The organism is Mesobacillus zeae, assembly GCF_003570705.1.
Classification (GTDB): domain Bacteria; phylum Bacillota; class Bacilli; order Bacillales; family Cytobacillaceae; genus Mesobacillus_C; species Mesobacillus_C zeae.
On sequence record NZ_QWVT01000030.1, the window covers coordinates 30,897 to 46,255 of the forward strand.

The following is a 15,359-nucleotide window of genomic DNA, read 5'->3' on the forward strand; positions in this document are numbered from 1 at the left end:
TATGACGTGGCTTACAAAGTGGTCTTTTCGAAATAAGGCTGCTGTATCTCTTACGACCGTCCTGGCATTAGTTATCGGAATTATAAGTTATTTTACTTTGCCAATGGAGTTCTTGCCGACTGCTGACAATCCACAGGTAACAGTGGTAGTTCTTGGTCAAGGCATGGATGTTGAGACAATGGCCGATACGGTGACGACTCCAATCGAGAAGTCCGTTGCTTCTGTAAAAGGAAAGCGTGATGTATTCTCTACAACGGGAGACGGATTCTCCAAGGTAGATATTCACTTCGAAGCCGAGACAGATATGAAGCAAGCAAAGGATAATGTGCAAGAAGCATTGAATGGAGTCGAGCTTCCGGAAGCCACAAATAAACCCAATGTAGTCCAACTTAATACAGACATGATTCCAATTGCTGATATTTCAATGACATTCGAGGATGGAATCACAAAAGAAAATATTAAACTGGCAGATGAAAAAATACTTCCAGCTCTTAAGGAGATTAAGGGTGTTGGAAATGTATCCATGTTCGGGAAAGCCGTAGATGAAGTTTCGATTCATCTTGATCACGAGAAACTGAAGCAGTATAATCTTCCCGCTCAAGCGGTGCTTGGCGCCTTGAAGGACCAGAATATTGCTGCTTCCGTAGGCCAGAAAACCATTGACGGGAAAGCAAGCAATATTAAAGTGGTTGGCACACTCGACAGTCTGGATGACCTGAAGGATTTACCGGTACTATCAGGAGTGAAGCTTGGGGATGTAGCTACCCTCCAAAAGGCGAATCAGGATGCAAATATTACTCGTATCAACGGGGAAGATGCCTTACTGGCCATTATGACAAAGGATAGCAATTCCAACGCAGTGGCAATCGTGAAAGAGGTGAAAAAACAAGCCAAGGACCTTTCAAAGAAATACGATCATGCCAACGTGACTGTATTCTTTTCTACAGCTGATATGGTGGTCACCTCTGTAACCAGCATGGTGAAGGAAGTGCTGCTCGGGGCTTTATTTGCGACCATTATCATTTTATTCTTTTTAAGGAACATTCGATCGACATTCATTACGATTGTCTCGATCCCGCTATCTTTATGCATTACATTGTTTTTACTGGCACAATCGGGCATTACCTTAAATATCTTGACAATCGGTGGCGTGGCGGTAGCAGTCGGCCGGCTGGTAGATGATAGTATCGTAGTGATAGAGAATATATTCCGAAGGATGCAGCATGAGAAATTTTCAGTCCAGCTCGTCATAGAGGCTACAAAGGAAGTTGCCTCGGCGATCACATCTTCAACTCTTACAACTGTGGCCGTATTCTTGCCGCTTGGATTGGTTGGGGCGGGATTAAAGGATTTCTTATTGCCGTTTGCTTTAACGGTCACTTATTCTTTACTGTCCTCTTTACTGGTGGCCTTGACAGTTGTCCCAATCATGAGTGCGGGGTTGCTGAAAAATGCAAAGCTGCCAAAGCATCGTACGCCAAAGCGATATGTTTCCATGCTGCAATGGTCATTGAATCATAAATGGGTCATTTTGCTCGCATCTGCTTTACTGTTCCTGGGGTCAATCGGGGCCTATCTTGGCATCCCTAAAGGTGCCGTGGATAGCTCGGATGCGGAACTTGTCAACGTTTCATTGGATTATCCAAATGAAACCCCAATGGAAGAAGTCCGTAAAAATACATTGAAATTTGAAGAATTTTTGTTGGCCCAGGATGAACCTAAATCATTATATACACAACTGGGGAATAGTACGGATGCAGCTCAATTTGGGTCAGTAGAATCCCCAACGAAGGCTTCCTTTACCATTGTCATGAAGAAGGGTGCCGATGCCCAGGAATTTATTGATAAGGTAAATGAACAGAAAAATGACTATCCAAAAGCGGAATTAGCAGCTAATTCAGGCTCCCTTACAGGCGGCAGTTCCACTGCGATTACAATCGATGTCGTAGGCGACCGAATGTCTGACATTGAGTCAACAGCCACCAGCATCGAAAAAGAAATTAAAGATATTGAAGGTGTCGAGAAAGTAGAGACGAATCAAGAAGAGAAAAAACCTGTTTATACCTTCAATGTTGATTCAACAGTGGCTAAACCCGGTGAGGTCTCACAACAGCTGGGCATGCTGCTGAATCGCATGCCGGTCGGAAGTGTCACACTCGATGGAATCAATACACCGGTATTCATGGAACCTGTCCTGAACCCCGGATCGGAACAAGATCTGGAAGGAATCATGATTTCAGCCGGACAGGATTTAGTGCCAATTACATCTGTTGCGAAGCTTAAGGTGGAAAATAAATCAACACAAGTACTTCATAAAGATGGGGAGCCTTATTTACGGGTACAGGCAACCGTCGACCCAAAACAGCTATCGGACATCTCAAAAGAAATCAACAGCAAGATACATGGAACCAAACAAGAAGAAGGGATAGACGTACCTGATAATGTAGAAGTAATGGTAGGTGGTGCTTCCGTTCAGCAGGCGGATGATTTTACAGATTTATTTATCACAATGATTACATCCATCGGGATTGTCTATTTAATCATGGTCATTACATTTAAAACTTTACGTGCGCCGCTTGCCATCCTGTTCTCCTTGCCGCTAGCAGCCATCGGAGCCATTCTTGGCCTATTGGTAAGCCGGATTCCGGTTGATATCACAGCCCTTCTTGGCGCATTGATGCTGATTGGAATCGTCGTTACAAATGCCATTGTGTTAATCGACCGTGTTAAGCAAAACGAAGAAATGATGATCATGCGCGAGGCTATCCTGGAAGCAGCCGCTACCCGAATCCGGCCAATCTTAATGACTGCGATTGCCACCATCTGCGCGATGCTGCCATTATTATTTAAAAAAGCCGAAATGGGAAGCCTTGTATCACAAAGTCTTGCGATTGTCGTTATTGGTGGTTTAGCGGTCTCTACTCTATTGACATTGATCGTAATTCCGGTCATTTATGAATTGTTCCACTTTAAAAAGTCTAAAAAACAGAGAATCTCTCAAGTAAAAGCACACCCTGGAGAGGAACATGTCTCAAGGTAAAGTTTAGAGAGGGGGAGCCCTTGTGATATAGGTGCTTTCTCGTGTGTTTAAACATCCGATATATATAAAACTGAAAGCAATCAGGATTTGCTTTTAATCCGCGGCTATCTCCTAAAAAGGGGATAGTCTTTTTTTATTCGTTTTCGTACATGACAAAAAAGATCCAAAAAAATCAAAGCCAAATTAGAGGTTTGTATGTCTAATAAGTGGAAGTCAAAAAAGAGAGGGGTGATTGCCGTGATGCTGTTAGTGAAAAAAGCCCAAAAAGGGAATGATAAAGCCTTTTTAAAGCTCTTCCAGCAACATGAAGAAGATATTTATCGGATGGCTTATGTATATGTAAAAAATAAAGATGATGCTTTAGATGTTGTTCAGGAAGTGGCTTATCAATCATTTAAAAAAATAAGTACATTGAAAAAACCAGAGTATTTCAAAACGTGGCTGATGAGAATTACAATCAACTGTGCAATCAATATAGTAAACAAGAACAAGAAAGTGGTTCATCTGAATGCGGATTATGATAAATTTATTGGCACGAATGATGAAGATATTCCTCTGTCTTTATCATTGCAAGAGTTGATAGATATGTTGACAGAGGACGAAAAGAGCATTGTTTTATTAAGGTTTTACCATAACCATTCCTTCAAGGAGATTGCCGAGTTGCTGAATATTCCCCTCGGGACAGCAAAGTCGACATTGTACCGTGCGTTACATAAACTTCGCAAAGAGTATAAGGAGGGTGATATTTGTGGGAAATAAAATCAAGCAGGAGCTGGAAAAAATAGAAATACCAAAAGAGTTACACGAAAGGTCGATTACCGGTATTAAACAGGCAAAATCAGAGCAACCAAAAGGGAAGATTAAGCGGCCATTGGCTGTTGCGGCCATTTTGTTCGGATTGGCAGGGGCAACTGCAGGGTTTGCATTTCCAACCGCGGCTAGCAACCTTCCCTTAATCGGTAATATCTTTAAATTTTTGGACGAAGAATCAGGCTTTTATGATAATTATAAAGAATATTCAACTGAGCTGAACATGACGGAAGAAAGCAACGGAGTTAAAGTGACAGTGAACGATGCGATTTTCGATGGTGAATCAGTTTCTGTGACCTATTCAATTGAAAGCAAGCAGGATTTAGGTGAAGAACCTGTGATTTTTCAGAATCTGGATATCAAAGGATCGGATGGAATGACAGGTAGTTCCCAGCTCAAGAAGATCGGTGAAAACAAATATGTAGGCATAATGACAGGAAGCAATTTCAGTAAGGATGACCCAGAAAGCGTGAAGGTTGATTGGGGCATTGACGGTATTTCAGTGCTGAATGAAGGTCATGAAAGTGAAAAAGAAATCAAAGGCAACTGGGACTTTGCATTCAAAGTAAATGCAACAGACAGCCTGAAACAGACAATCGGCAAAAGTGTAAAACAAGATGGCCTCAAGGTGAACATTGACAAAATATCCATGACACCAATATCTTTTGTCCTTTACTACAGCCAGGAAGTGCCTAAAAAAATTAGGGACAAGTGGCATGATGTGTCCGTTGATTTAGAAGTGAAAGATGACCGCGGAAATATCTATTCAGGTGAAGGAAACGGAGGATCTGGAAGAAATTCCTATGATATGAATTGGAGTAAAACATTTGAAAAGCTGGACCCCGAGGCAACAAAGCTAATCGTGACTCCAAAGGTTCTCTTTAGAAACTCGGAGAATTTTGGATCTGCTGAATATAAAAAAGATGGTACTGTTAAGGAAGGGAAATTGCCTAAGAAATTCAAACCAGGAAATAAAGAATTTTCGCTGGAAGACATCGTGATTGAGCTGGAGAAATAATTCGAGAAACAAATGCCAAGGTTTTTATAATGAATGTAAGGACAATTAGAATGTCAATGCCGGAAACTGACAACACGGCCCGGTGCCTCTGTACCGGTTTAATCGAACATGCATAAAAGATATCAGCCGGCGTTTAGTTTTATCAGCTAAAGTTTCGATGAATAAATTTATAGTATTAGCTGAAAAACAGTTTGCACAGGTGTGAAGACATAAAAATCCGGCAGTCATCCCAAATGACTGCCGGATTTTTATTGTTTTTACCTTTTAACGGTTTCACCGATAACGGCCAATACCATTTCGGTGATTTTGGTCAGTTCTTCGAGGGAAATCCGCTCAGCAGTGGTGTGGATTTCTTCGTAGCCCACTGCCAGGTTTACTGTCGGGATACCGTAGCCTGAAATAACGTTTGCGTCGCTTCCGCCGCCGCTTCGCTCGAGCTGGCACGGACGTCCGATTTTGGCTGCTGCCCTTTGCGCAATCTGAACGACTTCATCTTCGGCTGAAAACTTGAATCCAGGATAAAGGATTTCAATCTCCACCTCGGCTCGGCCGCCCATCTCGCTCGCAGCCGTTTCAAACGCATCTTTCATTTTGCCAAGTTGCTCCTGAAGCTTTTCGTTGATCAAAGACCTTGCTTCTGCAAGGACCATGACCTCGTCACATACGACATTCAATTGTCGGCCGCCTTCGATTTTTCCAAGGTTGGCTGTCGTGTCCTCATCAATTCTTCCGAGGGACATTTTCGCAATCGCCGCGGCGGCCATCTCGATGGCATTGATTCCTTTTTCAGGTGCCACGCCCGCATGTGCTGTTTTTCCATAAAGCGTTGCCTTGATCTTCGCCCGAGAAGGTGCGGCGACCATGACATTGCCCACTTGGCCATGGCTGTCAATTGCAAAGCCATATTTCGCATCCAGTAATGTATGGTCAAAAGCCTTGGCGCCGACAAGTCCTGACTCTTCGCCAACCGTAATCAAGAATTGAATCTGGCCATGCGGCAGTTCTTGCTCTTTCAGCACTTTGATCGTTTCGATAATAGCGGCTAACCCTGCCTTATCGTCAGATCCAAGGATTGTCGTTCCATCCGAATAAATGTATCCATCCCTTATTTCAGGCTTGATTCCTTTTCCGGGGACAACTGTATCCATGTGTGATGTAAAATAAATAGGGTCTACGTTATCGCTGTTTGCGGCGAGTGTGCAGACAAGGTTATTCGCACCATGGCCTGTTTTCCCCATGGAACCATCCTCTGCAATCGTGAGCCCCAGCGCGGCAAACTCTTTTTTCAAAAAGCGGGAGATATCTGCTTCAAATCCAGTCTCGGAATCAATTTGGACGAGTTCAAGAAACTTTTCAATTAAACGGTCTTGGTTAATCATGGCTGCCCCCTATTATTCGTGATTGGCGATTATATCCAGAACGGCTCTGACATTCAATTCAACGCCTGTTGGCAGGACAGATTCATCGAAATCAAAATGATCGTCATGGTGCCCTGCTGTGCGATTCGAACCAAGCATATAATAAGTTCCGATTCCGCCGTTCTCCTGCACGACGCTCATGAAGTGGGAATAGTCCTCGGCTGCTCCAAAATCGCAATACTCGATTACGTTTGTGAATTGAGGCATCGATTCTGCAAGCTTCTTCAGCAGCTGTACCATTGGCATGCTGCTTTCCCCGCTCTTCGTTCCGCCGACTGTTTTGATATCATACTCGACATCATACATTTTTGCCGATGCTTCGATGACGCGCATCGATTCCCGTACCATGTACTCATCAATCTCGCTGTTTTCCCCGCGGGTCTCGAGCTTGATGATCGCGTTTGGAGGAAGGATATTCCGTCCTTGTCCGGCCTCCATTACGCCGACATTGATTCTTGAGGCTCCTTCGCCATGCCGGGAAATCGCATGCAGGTTCAATGAGGCGGCTGCGGCGGCAAGAAGCGCATTTTTTCCTTCCTGCGGAGCAGCGCCAGCGTGGGCAGGAACACCTTTGAAGGTAGCATCAAGTTTAGTGGTTGCAAGGAACTTTCCTGTCCCGCAAATAAAGTCGCCTGTGTGTGCTGCCTTGAATCCGATGTGGCCTCCGATGATGTAATCAACGCCGTCAACTACACCTGAGGCGACCATTGCCCTTGCACCGCGGACGCCTTCTTCCCCAGGCTGGAAAATAATCCTGATGGTACCTTTCAACTCTTCTTTCATGCCCGCAAGGATCTCTGCGACACCAAGTCCCATGGCTGCATGGCCGTCATGGCCGCATGCATGCATAGCCTTACTGTTCTTCGATGAAAATCCTTCGCGGTAAGGCCTGTGACTCTCATCTTTTACTTCTTCAATATCATTGCTGTCAATATCGAATCGTAGGGCAATCACGGGACCTTCTCCGCAATGTAATTCAGCGACGGCGCCTGTGAGGCCGCCTGCCATTTTTTCAACGAGCTCCGGATTGGCACCTTGTGAGATTGCCTGTTTCATATGGTGCCGGAGTTCTGCGTCGCTTGGTACGCCCATCATTTCACTTTTTGTAATGACTTCGCTGCCCATTTTAACCGAGTATCCCAGTTCTATTAGTTTTTCAACGATAATGGAAGTTGTCCGGAATTCCTTCCAGGCAGGTTCTGGATGGGTATGAAAATCACGTCTGTATTCAACAAGCGTTGGTGCGAGTCCTTGTATTTTTTTTAGCAATTCTTCAGGTTGCATCGTTTTTCCCCCTTTAAATTATAATAGGATGAACATTGAGACAATTGTGGCGATGATGATGCCAGGTGCGTTTCGTTTCGTCAGTTCAATCGGGTTAACTTTTGCGATTCCGGCACACACGATAGCTGCTCCGGCGATTGGAGACATTGTCCTTCCTAAAGCTCCGCCAAGAAGAGCGATACTGCCCATGTTGATTTGCGAAACGCCGAATTTTTCAGCGAATGGAGTAACTGCTTCATTGAAAGCAAAAGTAGCTGCGTCTCCGGAACCAGTAATAACAGCCAGCAGGAACGGTCCAAAAGTAGCGGCAATTTTGGCAACGCTCGGTGAGCTGACCATTGCGTCTGTAAATGCTTCAACAAGGCCAATCGCATTCATTCCGCCGACAAATACAGCTGCAGAAATAATGATACCCATGATATCGCCGTAAGCTTTTCCCATTCCATCAAAGAATGATTTAGTAACTTCAGACGGGTTGGACCGGGTGACGATTAATGTAAGGATGACGCCAATCAGCATGGCTGCAGGAACACCCATCAGGATTTTTGGGAAAACTGTAGACCCCAGAACAAGAATGACCAGTGGAATGACTGGCATTAAAGCGTAAAGGAGATTTAGTTTGGAATTATCCTGTTCGCCTTCAGGTATGTACTCGTAACCTTTTGTTTCTTTTAGCAGCTTTGCAATAACAGTCAATGAAATGGCAATGATGACCACGGACAATACATGGGCAAAAGCGTGGACCTTCACAACATCCATTGCCGTTACTTTTGCAATCTCTGCAATGAATGGGTTATGGGCACTTCCTACATTCAGGTTACTTCCAAAAGTACCCGCCATAACAGCGGAAGCTGCAATCGCAGGGGAAACGCCAGCTCCCATTAACACAGGAATAAGGATGGCGCCAACAGCGGCAGCCGCTCCTGCGGCGCTTGGAAGCGCTATATTAATAGCGAAGGTTGCAAGTGTCGCACCGGGAATGAGGATGAGGTTAAACTTTTTCAATCCACCAGCTACTAATTTTACAAGGTGCTGGTCACATTTTGTATATTTCATGACAAAAGCAAAACCCATGACAGATAAAATAGCTTCAATCAAACCAGGAGTGGACATTCGTTCAGTAAACGCGGTAAAGGCAGCCATCGGTTTTCCAGCAATGATCGCCATTAAAAGCCCGGCGGCAAACAGTACCATCCTCGCTTCCTTTCGTTTGATCAAGAAATAAATTGCTCCGATAATTACTGCCGTTCCTAAGATGGTAAACATAGTATTGTCCTCCCTTTTCTCGAAATAGTCAATATATAATAAATATACAATCCTAATAAAGTTAACCGGTTAACCTTATACTGTTGATTATAAGGGCATAGGAATCTATCATCTGTAGCAAAATTATGAACTTAATATAAAAATAGCGAGATGTTCATTAATTGTCATAATATACGGGATATACAAAATAGGGGAATTATGGTATCCTCCATGCCGGGTTATTCATCTACAAGAATGAATATACATTCCGGAAGAGTAGGGGAAGATTATTTTGCATTACCTGCAGATGAACTTAAACAGCTGCGCTTGCCGATACATTAAAAATATCGAAAGTAAGGTTGTAATTCATTGTAAGAGTGCTTCTTTACCATATATAAACATCAATTTGGGGATGAAAAGGAGAGGTGTGAAACATGGTTTCCAGAAAGATTTTGGATTGTTTTTGCGAGGCAAGGAAGACGCAGGCTTTTTATACAAGGTGCCTTGATGCTGATTTGACAGAAGAGGAGAGAGACTTGATTCTTGCTTTAATCATGGAATCTGCAACAGTTTCCAATAAAATCAGCCGATTCTGTTCTTCAAGGGAAGAAGGTATTTCCCAATGAAAACGATATTAAATTTCCCTTTTGCTAGAGAAGGGAAAAATTTTTTGTGATAAAATAGAACATATGTTCCTAAAAGGGGTTAGCCGATGGATAAATGGGATCCAGAATGTCGCGATAAAGTGGAGCAATTCAAGCATAGCAATAAAGACTTCTTATCAAACCCTTTAATAAAAGAATTCCTGGCGGATGAAGAACATTATGAGCTTTTTACTGAGGCGGTATGCAGCCCATGCGATGAGGTACAGGAAAGGATCAACGAAAAGTTTAAAGAGTTTTACTTTAGGATCCGGTTCATTTCTTATGTGTCTTCGACGCTTTATTTCCATGGCATCAACCTGGATAAAAAGATTAGAAAACACGATCAGCGTTTCCCTTTGCAGCTCGACCAGCCGATCAATAATGAATCAGAAACGACACTTAAGGAGCTGATTGAGTATAAAGAAAACGATTCTATTGATTCAGGTGATGTCCTGGATTTTATCAGTGATCCAGTGTTATATAAGGCAATCAAGAGCCTAACCAACAACCAGCAGGACATTCTCTCATTAGCCTATGTTAAAGGGTTAAAGGATGTTGAAATAGCAGCATTATTAAAGAAGACGCAACAAGCTGTTTCAAAATCCCGTAAAAAAGCACTGAATACATTAAAGAGTATCCTTTTGAAAAGTGACGAGGAAAAGGAGTTATGAAAAATGGGACAGCTTAATCTTTATGAATTAGCCAAAAGGGCAAAAAAAGAGGAAATAGCCAGAGAACAGATTCTTGAGCTTTTCCAACCGAAAATAAAAAAGACTCTCCTGCAAACTGCTCCGCATCACCGGGAAGATGTGGAGCAGGAACTGAGTATCAAGCTGTTGAATGTCATCACTATGTATGACTTGGATAGTGCAGTTGGTTTTTGGGAATTTCACGAAATGACCCAAAAACGAAAAAAAGATGCTAAGAGGGTTGTTGAATAAACGCTCCAACACTCTTTATTCATAAGAAAGGAGATGAGATTAATGGGACGAGAAGTAATCGTTTATACAATGGAACACTGTAAATTTTGCGAGGAAGAAAAAGAATGGCTGAAATCGAGGGGCATCCCATATGAGGAAAGAAATATTGTGGACAACCCTTCCTACCTGCATGATTTGGAAAAGAGAGGCGTATATGGGACCCCCTTTACATTGATCAGAGAAGACGCTGGGGAAGAAAAAGCTATTAAAGGCTTTAACCAGGATGTGCTGGAAGAATACCTTGGTGGTATGGCCAAGAGGTAAAGGCAAAGGTCTGCAAAACCTTTATCCCCGGTTCAAATCCGGGTACCACCTTTAAGCAAAAGCATCGCTCAGAAATGAGTGGTGCTTTTTTTGAGTTGTTTTTTCCACGCTAGGAAACTCTTTTATGGAGAAAAGGAGTGGAAGAAATGAATATAGTTGAACTTTACCCCATTCATACAACCGAGCATTCGGAACGATTCTCCCCCAATATTGTCCAAATCGGGGCCCATCATAAATGGAGGAAAGGCGTGACAGGGAAAAACATTGTCGTGGCCATCATTGATACAGGTGTGGATGAGAGCCACCCCTACCTTTCTGGAAGAGTGATCGGCGGGTATAACTTCACAGAAGACTATAACGGAAACATCGGTCATTTCCAGGATAATAATGGGCATGGAACGCATGTTGCAGGCATCATTGCCGGGCGGTTCCACACAGAACATGCGGTCTCAGGGGTAGCACCGGATGCTAGATTGCTGGCCTTGAAAGTATTGGACAGCAGTGGGGCGGGAAGTGTGGACTTTCTTATCGAAGCCATCTATTATGCTCTTGATTGGCGGGGGCCTGGAGGGGAAAGAGTGAATGTTATTAATCTCTCTTTAGGAGTCAAAAACGACGACCCACTGCTTCATGAGGCGGTCAAGGAAGCGTTCCATGCTAACATCCCCATCGTGACTGCTGCCGGAAATTACGGGGATGGCAATCATCACAGCCATGAATTTCTTTATCCGGGGGCATATAAAGAGGTTATCCAGGTGGGGGCTATGACGGCGATTGGCGAAGTGGCGCGATTCTCAAATACAAATGAAGAAATTGATATTTACGCTCCTGGTGTTGCCATACAATCAACTCATTTAAAAGGGAAATATATTACCTTATCTGGAACATCGATGGCTACACCGCATGTGTCTGGTGCCCTGGCCCTGCTAATTGAGGAACAGATGCAGATGAAAGCTAAACCTAGTCCCATTTTTAAAAGCCTTTGCAGGCATACAAAACCGATGGTCATAGAGAATGAAAATATTTCAGGCTGCGGCGCTTTATATTTAGGTCCGCAGGAATTTTAACAAAAGGGTTGTATTTCTGCCTCCCCCGCCCACTTTATTTAATAGAATCGCGATTCAAACTGAAATGATTGGAGGAGAGAAGATGGAAGAAAGGAAGAAAGGGCATCAGGGAACGACTGTCCCGGCACAGGAAAAAGGTGTTGTGATACAGGCTGAACTTGTGTGCGACAAGCACCCTTCATGCTGCTATGCAAAAGGCTGCCCTGGAGAATACACCGTGCTTAATGGCAAACTTGGAGGCTGGACAGGACGCTGCTGCTACTAACAGGATCATTTTATAAAAACAAGGGGGAAGAGGACAATGGCAGAAGGATTGAATTTATTAAAACTGGATACTCACGTAGGAACAGATTATAAGGTGACCGCTGCGGCAGAGAATGAAAAGTCGCTGCTGGCACAGGCCTTCGCTCATTTTAATAAGCAATATGATATTGCTGCTGCTCCAAAAGAAAGTAAAACATATGTGAATGATTATGTTTTTGATACGGAGAAGGGAAATATTCCTGTGAAGCAGACGAACGTTTTCATGAAGTATGGTGAAGACATGATTATCAGCTTTTTAAAAACCGAAAACAATGAAAAGCGTGTCTCATATCTTGTGAAAGTCACTGCTCTTGTTGAGGAAGACGGAAAATTAATGAAGCGGATTGCTGTCTTTATGGACGGTGAAGTGCTTGCCGAAAGAGAGCTTCCGACGGCCGAAGCCCAGCTTGAGATTCCAGTGTATGAGGAATTGGAGCCATCAGAAAGCGGCGAAGTAAATGCCGAGGATATTGATGATTGCTGGCTGAACGGCTGCTGCTCGTTCCGATATAACGGTTTACCTTGGAACCCGCTGGTCAATTATAAATGGTGCGGTGCGAATTGCGGCAGCGGAACGCCTGTCAACCCTCTCGATACATGCTGCAGAACGCATGATTATTGCTACGGTTCATACTCCTCTTATCCGGCAAGATGTTCCTGTGACCGTACATTGATCCAGTGTGCAGGCACAACGGATAATGCCGGCACTGACCGGGTCATCGCTGCCTTCAAAGCAAAGATGCTCGCTATGGGCTGCTAAAAAAGAAATAGGGTTCAAAGCCTTCAATTAGTGGAATATTCCACTATTGAAGGCTTTTTTTATTGTATTCAGAATATATATTGAGAGTAAATTTATTTTTCAGCAACCTTTTCCGGTACTCACCCGTCTCACTTCTGAAGAGGGAGCTAAGGAGAACAGTTCATGGGCAATTATGATGCTTTTACCTTGATTGAAGAAGTGTATAGAGAGCATTATTTGTATTTGAAGCATTTCTTGCTGAAGCTGTCCTCCGATGAAAAATTAGCGGAGGATATCATTCAGGAAGTTTTTTCGAAGATCCTTCTTCATCCCAATCAAATTTTTGATGTGAAATACATGAGGAGCTGGCTAATTACGAGCGCTAAAAATTTGTTGATTGATCATTATCGGAAGAAGGCGCCCTCGCTTCTGAACGATAGTCAAATTATAGACACCCTGTTAATATCTGAAAACACCCCGGAAAAATCTTTACTGCAGAAAAGCGCTGTTGAGGCATTGCTGCAGAATGTTTCGGAAGAGGATCGGAAAATATTCTTGCTGAAAGAGCATGACGGATATAAATATGAAGAAATTTCTGCATTGCTGGAGATTCCGGTATCCACTATAAAGTCAAGGATATTCCGTTTGAGGAAGAGCATTTTATCTAAAGTTAACCGGAGTGATTTCAATGAATAATGATGAGAGAATCCATCTTTTGGCCAAAGAGCTCATTCCTTTATACGATGATCTGGCAGCCGATACAAGGCTGGTCGTAGAAGAGCATGCCCGCACCTGCAAGATTTGCAATGAGGAGCTGAGACGCTTTAATGCCACATTTGCCCCGTTGGCTGCTAAAGAAGAGGTCGAACCGAATGCGGAAATAAAGCCTTTTAAAAAGCTCCAGGCTTTTAAGGCGCTGATGGTCGGCCTGCTGTTTCTGGCTAGGTTCCTGCTAATCGGGCTGCTGGTCGCAGCATTTGATCCGGCTGCACCAAGGCTGCTGGGAGGAAACATCATTATGTTCTATTTCCCACTGGCAGCGGCGTCTCTATCCATCCTTTACTTTTTTTATCGGAAGCTGTGGTTCTGGGTGTTGGTGCTGTTTGATGTGTTCATCCTATTTTTCCTTGATGAAGTGATCTATTACTTATTACTGTAAGAAAAGAGGGGTACTATGAAAAACACGCTAATCATTGCGGGCATCCTTGGGATTCTCGTTGCACTTGCCGCCCAGCTGTTTGCGATTAATGACGATGCATACCACTTCGGGAACATATGGTTTGCCGGGGTGCTTGGCGGCGCGATTGGAGTTTGGGGTGGCAATGCAGTGGATAAAAGTAATGGGATGGGAGCGGGTTTGACAGCATTGTCACTATTGATGGGGTTTGCCGGAGTCGGTTCCTTGTATATCGCCCTGGCCCTCCTCCAGGGGACCTCCCTGGTTGGCCTGTATTTACAATCGAAAGGAAAGGGTGAAAGTGTATGAATATCGTATCTATCATTCTGTCAGTTGTCTCATTCTCTCTCTTTTTCCTGGTTGTGCGCGGGAATCCTGACGCCCTTAGTGGCCAGGGTCCACTTATTATGTGGGGAATGCTTCTCATCCCGCTGATTGGGCTGGTTACTTCTTTTATCGGGAAAAAAGGAACGCTGAAGTGGGTGGCCATCATCTTGAGTCTCGCCGCGGTCGTTATCTGCTCGGGCTTGGCCTTTATGGGGCTGTTTTTACTTATGGATTTTTAATAATTCTCTCATACTAAAACAAAAGCCTTTTCTCATGATAACAGGTTCTGTTTTCGAGTACAAAACATTAAATAACACACTAATTAGCAGTCCGATTCGCATATGAATTGGACTGCTTCTTATTGTTGATATGACGGGGTTTTTAGGCGAATTAAGGATAAAGTAGCACCATAATTCGTACCAGTTTAAGTAGGTTGACGGAAGTTTGTGTCACTCTGTGAATTCATATGTTAAAACGGTTGCCAATTGCTTTTAGTAATTTTCATATTTATAAAGATAGATTGGTGGATATTTTTGTTAAAGTAAGAGAGACGTTCTTTAACGGGGCAGGATAGTTGAACAAGAACATATAATATTGTAATTAGAAAAGGGAGTGAGCAAATGGAACAAGCAGGTTTTTATTGGGTAGGTCTCATTTTTTGGGTTTTAATTGTATCTGGACTGTTACTAAGTGTATGGGGTATCTGGAAAAAAACATGGCTAGCCCTTCTAATTAGTGGAATTGCACTTATACTACCTTCTCTATATTTCGGTGGTGGAGAGAATTGGTTTAGATTGCTTGTCCTTCTACCTCTGATTCCTTTCGCACTTTCTTATTACACAAAAAAAAGAAAAATTTAAACAAACTAAATGTTTAGTCTTGCTCAACTAACAGGTGCTTATGTTAAAGAAAGGCCTCCTGATGAAATTCCTTTTTTGTTTTGCCAAAAGTACAGGGGATTTTAGAGATTTATTGTAAATTTAGGAATTATTTAATCGCCTTTGTTCAACTAAACCAGCTAATAGTTTGTCAACATTTTTCAA

The 15,359-nt window shown here is 43.2% G+C and carries 18 protein-coding genes and 1 tRNA gene; 16 read left to right on the plus strand and 3 right to left on the minus strand.

Annotated elements, in window-relative coordinates:
- Nucleotide 1: 1 nt before the first annotated feature.
- The 3 genes from D1970_RS17620 to D1970_RS17630 all read left to right on the plus strand — a co-directional run bounded on the left by D1970_RS17620 (nt 2) and on the right by D1970_RS17630 (nt 4,868).
- Nucleotides 2-3,040, plus strand: coding sequence for an efflux RND transporter permease subunit (locus D1970_RS17620; protein ID WP_119114182.1), 3,039 nt, complete (start codon nt 2-4; stop codon nt 3,038-3,040).
- 195 nt (nt 3,041-3,235) lie between these two features.
- The gene (locus D1970_RS17625) at nt 3,236-3,799 is read left to right on the plus strand and encodes a sigma-70 family RNA polymerase sigma factor (protein WP_119114183.1); all 564 of its coding nucleotides are present in this window, start codon (nt 3,236-3,238) and stop codon (nt 3,797-3,799) included.
- Complete coding sequence (locus D1970_RS17630; RefSeq protein WP_259339712.1) at nt 3,789-4,868, plus strand: DUF4179 domain-containing protein; 1,080 nt, start codon at nt 3,789-3,791, stop codon at nt 4,866-4,868. The genes D1970_RS17625 and D1970_RS17630 overlap by 11 nt, the downstream gene beginning before the upstream one ends.
- A gap of 257 nt (nt 4,869-5,125) precedes the next feature.
- Here D1970_RS17630 and D1970_RS17635 read toward each other — a convergent pair whose 3' ends face one another.
- Genes D1970_RS17635 through dcuC form a run of 3 tightly spaced genes read right to left on the minus strand, consistent with a single transcriptional unit; the run spans nt 5,126 to nt 8,836 of the window.
- Nucleotides 5,126-6,247 (minus strand): M20/M25/M40 family metallo-hydrolase, encoded by a 1,122-nt coding sequence (locus D1970_RS17635; protein ID WP_119114184.1) that lies wholly within the window; start codon nt 6,245-6,247, stop codon nt 5,126-5,128.
- A 12-nt stretch (nt 6,248-6,259) separates the two neighbouring features.
- On the minus strand, nt 6,260-7,570 hold the full coding sequence (locus D1970_RS17640; protein ID WP_119114185.1) for an amidohydrolase: 1,311 nt from the start codon (nt 7,568-7,570) through the stop codon (nt 6,260-6,262).
- An 18-nt stretch (nt 7,571-7,588) separates the two neighbouring features.
- Nucleotides 7,589-8,836, minus strand: coding sequence for a C4-dicarboxylate transporter DcuC (gene dcuC / locus D1970_RS17645; RefSeq protein ID WP_119114186.1), 1,248 nt, complete (start codon nt 8,834-8,836; stop codon nt 7,589-7,591).
- A gap of 413 nt (nt 8,837-9,249) precedes the next feature.
- Between dcuC and D1970_RS17650 the strand changes: the two genes are divergently transcribed.
- From D1970_RS17650 to D1970_RS17710, 13 genes are all read left to right on the plus strand, one after another.
- Complete coding sequence (locus tag D1970_RS17650) at nt 9,250-9,441, plus strand: hypothetical protein (RefSeq protein ID WP_119114187.1); 192 nt, start codon at nt 9,250-9,252, stop codon at nt 9,439-9,441.
- 86 nt (nt 9,442-9,527) lie between these two features.
- Nucleotides 9,528-10,130: a sigma-70 family RNA polymerase sigma factor gene (locus D1970_RS17655; protein ID WP_119114188.1), complete on the plus strand. Its 603-nt coding sequence runs from the start codon at nt 9,528-9,530 to the stop codon at nt 10,128-10,130.
- Between the two features lie 3 nt (nt 10,131-10,133).
- Entirely contained in the window at nt 10,134-10,400 is a 267-nt protein-coding gene (locus tag D1970_RS17660; protein ID WP_119114189.1) for a helix-turn-helix domain-containing protein, read from the plus strand.
- Between the two features lie 42 nt (nt 10,401-10,442).
- Nucleotides 10,443-10,703, plus strand: coding sequence for a glutaredoxin family protein (locus D1970_RS17665; RefSeq protein ID WP_181213480.1), 261 nt, complete (start codon nt 10,443-10,445; stop codon nt 10,701-10,703).
- Nucleotides 10,683-10,754 (plus strand) — tRNA-Cys (locus tag D1970_RS17670). The genes D1970_RS17665 and D1970_RS17670 overlap by 21 nt, the downstream gene beginning before the upstream one ends.
- Before the next feature lie 95 nt (nt 10,755-10,849).
- Nucleotides 10,850-11,770: a S8 family peptidase gene (locus D1970_RS17675; protein ID WP_119114191.1), complete on the plus strand. Its 921-nt coding sequence runs from the start codon at nt 10,850-10,852 to the stop codon at nt 11,768-11,770.
- 82 nt (nt 11,771-11,852) lie between these two features.
- Nucleotides 11,853-12,035 carry a hypothetical protein gene (locus tag D1970_RS17680; protein WP_119114192.1) on the plus strand — a complete coding sequence of 61 codons (183 nt, stop codon included), beginning with the start codon at nt 11,853-11,855 and terminating at the stop codon, nt 12,033-12,035.
- A gap of 36 nt (nt 12,036-12,071) precedes the next feature.
- On the plus strand, nt 12,072-12,833 hold the full coding sequence (locus tag D1970_RS17685; RefSeq protein WP_119114193.1) for a phospholipase A2 family protein: 762 nt from the start codon (nt 12,072-12,074) through the stop codon (nt 12,831-12,833).
- Nucleotides 12,834-12,995: 162 nt separating this feature from the next.
- The gene (locus tag D1970_RS17690; protein WP_119114194.1) at nt 12,996-13,508 is read left to right on the plus strand and encodes an RNA polymerase sigma factor; all 513 of its coding nucleotides are present in this window, start codon (nt 12,996-12,998) and stop codon (nt 13,506-13,508) included.
- A complete protein-coding gene (locus tag D1970_RS17695) occupies nt 13,501-13,971 on the plus strand; it encodes a hypothetical protein (RefSeq protein WP_119114195.1) in 471 nt (156 codons plus the stop codon). Before D1970_RS17690 ends, D1970_RS17695 begins: the two co-directional genes overlap by 8 nt.
- Before the next feature lie 15 nt (nt 13,972-13,986).
- Nucleotides 13,987-14,298 carry a hypothetical protein gene (locus D1970_RS17700; protein WP_119114196.1) on the plus strand — a complete coding sequence of 104 codons (312 nt, stop codon included), beginning with the start codon at nt 13,987-13,989 and terminating at the stop codon, nt 14,296-14,298.
- A complete protein-coding gene (locus D1970_RS17705; RefSeq protein ID WP_119114197.1) occupies nt 14,295-14,555 on the plus strand; it encodes a hypothetical protein in 261 nt (86 codons plus the stop codon). The genes D1970_RS17700 and D1970_RS17705 overlap by 4 nt, the downstream gene beginning before the upstream one ends.
- 381 nt (nt 14,556-14,936) lie before the next feature.
- A complete protein-coding gene (locus tag D1970_RS17710) occupies nt 14,937-15,176 on the plus strand; it encodes a hypothetical protein (RefSeq protein ID WP_119114198.1) in 240 nt (79 codons plus the stop codon).
- Nucleotides 15,177-15,359 lie beyond the last annotated feature (183 nt).

Bases quoted from the DNA above. Each gene is read 5' to 3' on its own strand.
- D1970_RS17640 (WP_119114185.1), bottom strand. From the start codon at position 7,570: ATGCAACCTGAAGAATTGCTAAAAAAAATACAAGGACTCGCACCAACG.
- D1970_RS17680 (WP_119114192.1), top strand. From the start codon at position 11,853: ATGGAAGAAAGGAAGAAAGGGCATCAGGGAACGACTGTCCCGGCACAG.
- D1970_RS17700 (WP_119114196.1), top strand. From the start codon at position 13,987: ATGAAAAACACGCTAATCATTGCGGGCATCCTTGGGATTCTCGTTGCA.
- D1970_RS17655 (WP_119114188.1), top strand. From the start codon at position 9,528: ATGGATAAATGGGATCCAGAATGTCGCGATAAAGTGGAGCAATTCAAG.
- dcuC (WP_119114186.1), bottom strand. From the start codon at position 8,836: ATGTTTACCATCTTAGGAACGGCAGTAATTATCGGAGCAATTTATTTC.
- D1970_RS17665 (WP_181213480.1), top strand. From the start codon at position 10,443: ATGGGACGAGAAGTAATCGTTTATACAATGGAACACTGTAAATTTTGC.
- D1970_RS17705 (WP_119114197.1), top strand. From the start codon at position 14,295: ATGAATATCGTATCTATCATTCTGTCAGTTGTCTCATTCTCTCTCTTT.
- D1970_RS17625 (WP_119114183.1), top strand. From the start codon at position 3,236: ATGTCTAATAAGTGGAAGTCAAAAAAGAGAGGGGTGATTGCCGTGATG.
- D1970_RS17650 (WP_119114187.1), top strand. From the start codon at position 9,250: ATGGTTTCCAGAAAGATTTTGGATTGTTTTTGCGAGGCAAGGAAGACG.
- D1970_RS17660 (WP_119114189.1), top strand. From the start codon at position 10,134: ATGGGACAGCTTAATCTTTATGAATTAGCCAAAAGGGCAAAAAAAGAG.
- D1970_RS17710 (WP_119114198.1), top strand. From the start codon at position 14,937: ATGGAACAAGCAGGTTTTTATTGGGTAGGTCTCATTTTTTGGGTTTTA.
- D1970_RS17635 (WP_119114184.1), bottom strand. From the start codon at position 6,247: ATGATTAACCAAGACCGTTTAATTGAAAAGTTTCTTGAACTCGTCCAA.
- D1970_RS17620 (WP_119114182.1), top strand. From the start codon at position 2: ATGACGTGGCTTACAAAGTGGTCTTTTCGAAATAAGGCTGCTGTATCT.
- D1970_RS17685 (WP_119114193.1), top strand. From the start codon at position 12,072: ATGGCAGAAGGATTGAATTTATTAAAACTGGATACTCACGTAGGAACA.
- D1970_RS17690 (WP_119114194.1), top strand. From the start codon at position 12,996: ATGGGCAATTATGATGCTTTTACCTTGATTGAAGAAGTGTATAGAGAG.
- D1970_RS17695 (WP_119114195.1), top strand. From the start codon at position 13,501: ATGAATAATGATGAGAGAATCCATCTTTTGGCCAAAGAGCTCATTCCT.
- D1970_RS17675 (WP_119114191.1), top strand. From the start codon at position 10,850: ATGAATATAGTTGAACTTTACCCCATTCATACAACCGAGCATTCGGAA.